Genomic DNA, 5,565 nt, shown 5'->3' on the forward strand with positions numbered 1-5,565 from the left:
ATGTTCAATAAATCGGGGCTTAGTTTTCAATTTTAATAAACAAAATCAAGCATAAAATGCTTGATATAAAAATATAAAAGGAATATTGTTTTTATTATGAAATTACGATTAAGTACACCTCACTCCTCTTTTTGTTGGTGGCGCTCTTACTAGAGCGGCGCTGAACTAACACATCTTATTCTTATGTTCATACGCTGCCGTAAGGTTTGCCACGAACAAACAAGATTTCGTTTCATCCCTCTCCGGCAGCAACAATTATTTTTTTGGAGAGCACTATGACAACATCGACTCAACATACTAACGTTATTCTTACTGGCGATCGCGCAACAGGTCCACTTCACCTTGGTCACTATGTGGGCTCACTACAACAGCGTATTCAATTACAACATCAATACCAACAAACTATCCTTGTCGCTGATATGCAGGGGTTGACTGATAATGGTCATAATCCTCAAAAAGTCGCATCAAATATTTTAAACGTGGTCGCTGATTATCTCGCAGTCGGTATCGATCCCAACTTAACCACCATTTGTTTACAATCATCACTGCCAGCGTTAGCCGAACTCACCATGTACTACTCAAACTTGGTGTCGATTTCTCGTCTTGAGCGTAACCCAACCGTTAAAAATGAGATCCAATCAAAAGCATTTGGTCGTTCCATTCCTGCTGGCTTTTTAACTTACCCAATCTCGCAAGCTGCCGATATAACAGCGTTTAAAGCTAACTTGATCCCTGTAGGTGATGACCAATTACCGATGTTGGAACAAACCAACGAAATCGTTCGTAAAATTAACCATATTGCAGGTAAAGAGATCTTGGTGGAATGCCAAGCACTATTGAGTAATGTGGCACGTCTACCGAGTACTGACGGTAAAAATAAAATGTCTAAATCAATGGGAAATGCCATCACGTTAGGCGCAGACAGTAAGCAAATTAGCCAAGCAGTGAAATCAATGTACACCGACCCTAATCACCTACGTGTTGAAGATCCAGGTACTATTGAAGGGAATGTGGTATTTACTTACCTTGATGCTTTCCACTCAGATCAAAACTATGTTGCAGAGCTAAAAGAGCATTACCAACGTGGTGGTTTAGGTGACGGTACTACCAAGAAAATCTTAGAAGCGTGTTTGCAAGATTTAATCGCTCCAATCCGTCAGCGTCGCGAGGAATACTTAAGTGATAAAGCCTACTTAGTTGAAGTACTAAAGAAAGGCACCGAAAAAGCCCATCAAGAAACGCAACTTGTATTACAAGATGTGAAGGGTGCATTTGGACTTAATCTGTTCTAATTGTTTGCATATCTCTGAGTCACTTGGGGATAAAGACAGCTATGTTTATACTGACTCGATTTTCAGATAAACATAGCCGTCCAATCACACAGTGCAGTTATATGGCAGCCATTGAACTCAAACAAGATTACTACCTTCACAACTTTAACGCGCTGCTTAAAACCATAGCGCAATACCACTCGTCATTATTAAGCGTTGATGAAAAACGCTGGTTACAATCTTTCTACCAGCTTTCAACCGATGCACAAATGCTACTGATCCGCTTACTATCACGTAAAGGAGTATTATTTCGTTTTAATAAACTGAAATACGCTGAAATCACCAATATTGAACAAGCAAAAGATCAGTTGATTCAGCATGGCATGATCAGTAATGACATCTCTCACTTATATAAGCAGCATGCTATTACACTGACTGACATTTTTAGCCTCTATACCAAGCCCGAGTTACTCACCTTGTTACCTGAACTTGTCTCAAAAGCAGATAAGAAAAATGACATCATCAGAAAAATCGAGAAAAATAATGATAGCGAATACTTACTCAGCATTATTGATGATCCCATCGTTATGGTGCAACAACAAGCACTACTGACTAAGTTTCTGCTGCTATTTTTTGGTAATAGTCATCAAGATCTCAGCCAATTTGTATTAAGTGATTTAGGGTTACATAAGTTTGAAAACTACCCGATAGATGCCAGCACGCAACTGTTTCACACGACCGAGCAAATCGATCAGTGGTTAGCACTCACAGAGCTTGCTGATCAGTATTGGCAAGCGCATGAAATAAAAGACTATGAAGCCATAACCACCCTTGCGCAGGCATTACCGAGTCAATCAACATGGTTGCCGTTAGAAAACAAACGCCAAAAACTGATCAACCATATGGCACGAGATCTAGAGCGAAACCAGCAATATGACGTTGCTCTTTCACTATTTCGTCAAAGCAAACGCACGCCAAGCCGCGAGCGACAAATCCGTATTCTGATGGCGCAGCAGCAATACCAAACAGCTTATGCTCTAACAAAACACATTCAGCATAATCCACAGGATGACGATGAGTTGGAAGTAAGTATCCGGCTGGAGAAAAAACTCGCTAAATCCGTCAATCAACCATTCACTCCCCCCAAAGCCTTTACTCCAAAGGCAATACAGTTACAACTTGCTAATTATGAGCATCAACGAGTGGAGCACTGTACCGCAAGTTATTTTGCCTCCCAAGGCTGGACAGTGTTCTATCTTGAGAACCACTTTCTCAACAGTCTTTTTGGCTTAGCTATGTGGGACATTATCTTTGCACCCATCAAAGGTAGCTTTATTAACCCTTATCAATTAGCGCCATTGGATATGTTTAGTGAGGAGTTTTACCGCCAGCGACAAGATTTAATTGATGCGCGGCTACAAGCAATTGAACAAGGTCACTTTAATAGTTGGCAAACACACTTTGAGCAAAAACATGGGATCACTAACTACTGGGTACACTGGGAGCTATTTAGTCAGCAAGCACTTACATTGGCATTAAGCCATATACCCCCCATACAATTAGCCGCAATGTTACGTCGATTACTAAAAGACTTACGCCACCACCGCTCAGGAATGCCTGATTTGATCATGTTTAACGATACAGGTTATCAATGGGTAGAAGTCAAAGGCCCTGGCGATAAATTACAAAACCATCAACTTCGCTGGTTGGCATTTTTTGCACAACATCAGATCCCAGCCCAAGTCGCTTATGTTACCTATCTAGATAAATGATAAATATTGTTGTCTATCGCGCATATTTATTGAGATAGCGTAACAAAAGCCGCGAATGAATAAGATAAGATGCCGACATTCGCAATAACAGGTATGTTTAGAACATGAAAATTACAGTAGACGGTGGCTCTTTCAAAGTATCGATTGAAACGGAATACGAAGGGTTAATCGACGAATCAACAGCGGTATATAACGCAACGTTAGAGCAAGCAAAAACTACAGATAAGGCTATCTTACGTTTTCTTCAAATCATCTTAGAGCATCGTGACAGCGACGATGCCATTGGTTATGCCGTATTAGGTTTGCTGGGTTGGTACAATAAAGTTATTAACCCTGTCGAAGATAAAGACATTGAATTAAATTTACCTAAAATCTTGCCGCACTTGTTAAATCCTGCCGGTGACATTACCGCAACCAGCCAGACAGAAAAAACCACGTTTGTGCACTAAGTGTTAGTGTTGAGTTATCTCGCTCTTTATCGCAAATAATACGAACTAAAGAGTGAGATATTCCTTAAATAAATAGATAGCAAACATCTAATATTGATAAGCTTTCTGATTGCCTCTGCCACTCTTAATGTAAACATGTTACTATGACTCGCTTAGAAAAGAGTTCACAACGGTGAGCGACTCTATTACCTCGTAATAGTACGAACTTATTATTAATACCTGTTCCAACTCGGTACGCGAATGAACCACTCCCAATTATTATTAGACATTAGTACTAACGCCCTATTACACCTAGAGTTCAAAAAGCTAGATCAACGCCTAAGCCTCGCAGAAAAAAATAATGTACTGGTTCAATATCTAAAGCCGATCGTCAAAGCTAATCAATATCGATTAGTGAAGAAAAATACCAAACAATGGGTTCAGATCGGACGTAAACTCAATGCCGATTTAGAAGGTACGTTGAATCAAGAACGTGAACGCTTAGTCCACAACAGCTCAACAGATCTGTATCAATTCATTGCTTTGATCCAAGAAATCGAAACAGAGTTAAATACCAAAGCACAATATTCACTTGCTCATGCCATTGATCTCAATGCACGCTTTGGTAACGTTTTGGTCTGTGTGGTGGACGAAGATTTAACCTCAAGTTTTGATGAAGACGGTTTGATGATCAAGTCCACCCAAATCTTGTTTATTGGTGATGAAGCACTAAAAGATCGCTTCTCTGCCATTATCGAAAAGAGTGTAGGCTTCCAGTCTGTTGTGGCATATGAAGATGAGCAACACTTACGAATTGAGCTCTTCCGCCTGTAATTTAACACCATTAGCTGACTTCATTTTCACAGTGCCATTTTTGATCAGTTAATCGATTACTTTTCAGTCACTCATCTACACAATACATTTCACGTCATTATCCCACGTTTATCGACTAAGAGCCTTTACTGTTATGACTGCTAAAGGCTTATTCTCCAGCTATTTTTTCTAAATTTACTGCCACTTTTCTATCTTTCATTACGTGATGACATGCCATTTCACTAGATGCAACATGCTGCATTTGTTTCTATATTAAAGAAAGTATCTAGCTTTATTTTCAATAATGATACCTATAAAGTATTGCCCTTTATTTCTGACAACAAGTTAGCCATGACGATAAAAACTCTAACAGCAACACTCCTTCTATGCTCAACATTGACAGCTTGTTCGGTAATGAATCAGCAAGAATGTGAGACCGCGAATTGGAATGCACTAGGTTATGTTGATGGTTCACAAGGTGCTGCACCATCACAATTTAATGAACGTAGTTCAGCTTGCTCTGAATACAATGTACGCGCTGACTTTGCTCAGTATCAAACAGGTTATCAGAAAGGCTTAATCAGCTACTGTACCGAAAGCCACGGCTTTTTCGTTGGCTCAAATGGCAATAGCTATCAAGGGGTTTGTCCACAAAAAACCGCAGCAGCCTTTTTAAAAGGCTACAACCGAGGACAAGAACTCCACCATATGAAAGAACGCGTAGAAAATGCTGAACGTGATTTACGAATGGAGCAATATGACGTAGATCACCAAAAAGAAAGATTAAACGATTTAAAAAACAGTTTAATTTACGACAATCTCTCTTCTCGTGAACGCCGTGAAAAGTTAGATGAAATTGATGAAATCAATAACAAACCTAACGATATTAAAAGAAAACAACACGAGCTCAACAAACTAAGACAAGAGCTCAATAAACTGCAAGAAAAGCTCAATAAGCAGTACTAACAAGTCAACTTAGAACAACCTGTCAAGCGTGGCTAAACGCTCATATGGCAGGTTGTGCTATTTATAACACTCACCATCGCCTAGCAAAAAACGGCACTCTCCTATCTGCTAAACACCCAATATGGCTAACGACAGATCACACGTTCTGCTAATGCAACACAATTCCTTCTACACCATTCAATACCAACCATTTCTTCCTATGTTAGATGCCTAAATAAGCAGACGAATGCAATGTTCGTTTTTTAGCCACATTTTCCCAATATATCGATATTTTTATTAAATTTATTTATATGACGTAAGTGATGCATTTAATCG

At 39.5% G+C, this 5,565-nt stretch carries 5 protein-coding genes; all 5 read left to right on the top strand.

The features are described from left to right. Positions 1-275: 275 nt before the first annotated feature. The 5 genes from trpS (at position 276) to E5A76_RS18775 (ending at position 5,250) form a co-directional block, all read left to right on the top strand. Positions 276-1,292: a tryptophan--tRNA ligase gene (trpS, locus tag E5A76_RS18755; protein ID WP_161119852.1), complete on the top strand. Its 1,017-nt coding sequence runs from the start codon at positions 276-278 to the stop codon at positions 1,290-1,292. A 41-nt stretch (positions 1,293-1,333) separates the two neighbouring features. Further along, positions 1,334-3,043, top strand: coding sequence for a VRR-NUC domain-containing protein (locus tag E5A76_RS18760; RefSeq protein ID WP_237459213.1), 1,710 nt, complete (start codon positions 1,334-1,336; stop codon positions 3,041-3,043). 104 nt (positions 3,044-3,147) lie between these two features. After that, positions 3,148-3,492, top strand: a complete 345-nt coding sequence (locus E5A76_RS18765; RefSeq protein WP_008988665.1) for a hypothetical protein — start codon at positions 3,148-3,150, stop codon at positions 3,490-3,492. A gap of 240 nt (positions 3,493-3,732) precedes the next feature. Next, on the top strand, positions 3,733-4,305 hold the full coding sequence (locus E5A76_RS18770) for a DUF2913 family protein (protein ID WP_161119853.1): 573 nt from the start codon (positions 3,733-3,735) through the stop codon (positions 4,303-4,305). Between the two features lie 330 nt (positions 4,306-4,635). After that, the gene (locus E5A76_RS18775; RefSeq protein WP_053987600.1) at positions 4,636-5,250 is read left to right on the top strand and encodes a DUF2799 domain-containing protein; all 615 of its coding nucleotides are present in this window, start codon (positions 4,636-4,638) and stop codon (positions 5,248-5,250) included. The last annotated feature ends 315 nt before the right edge of the window (positions 5,251-5,565 follow it).

Origin of the sequence: Photobacterium lucens (assembly GCF_009873615.1) — a bacterium.
In the GTDB taxonomy this organism is placed as follows: domain Bacteria; phylum Pseudomonadota; class Gammaproteobacteria; order Enterobacterales; family Vibrionaceae; genus Photobacterium; species Photobacterium lucens.

Bases quoted from the DNA above. Each gene is read 5' to 3' on its own strand.
- E5A76_RS18765 (WP_008988665.1), top strand. From the start codon at position 3,148: ATGAAAATTACAGTAGACGGTGGCTCTTTCAAAGTATCGATTGAAACG.
- E5A76_RS18775 (WP_053987600.1), top strand. From the start codon at position 4,636: ATGACGATAAAAACTCTAACAGCAACACTCCTTCTATGCTCAACATTG.
- E5A76_RS18770 (WP_161119853.1), top strand. From the start codon at position 3,733: ATGAACCACTCCCAATTATTATTAGACATTAGTACTAACGCCCTATTA.
- trpS (WP_161119852.1), top strand. From the start codon at position 276: ATGACAACATCGACTCAACATACTAACGTTATTCTTACTGGCGATCGC.
- E5A76_RS18760 (WP_237459213.1), top strand. From the start codon at position 1,334: ATGTTTATACTGACTCGATTTTCAGATAAACATAGCCGTCCAATCACA.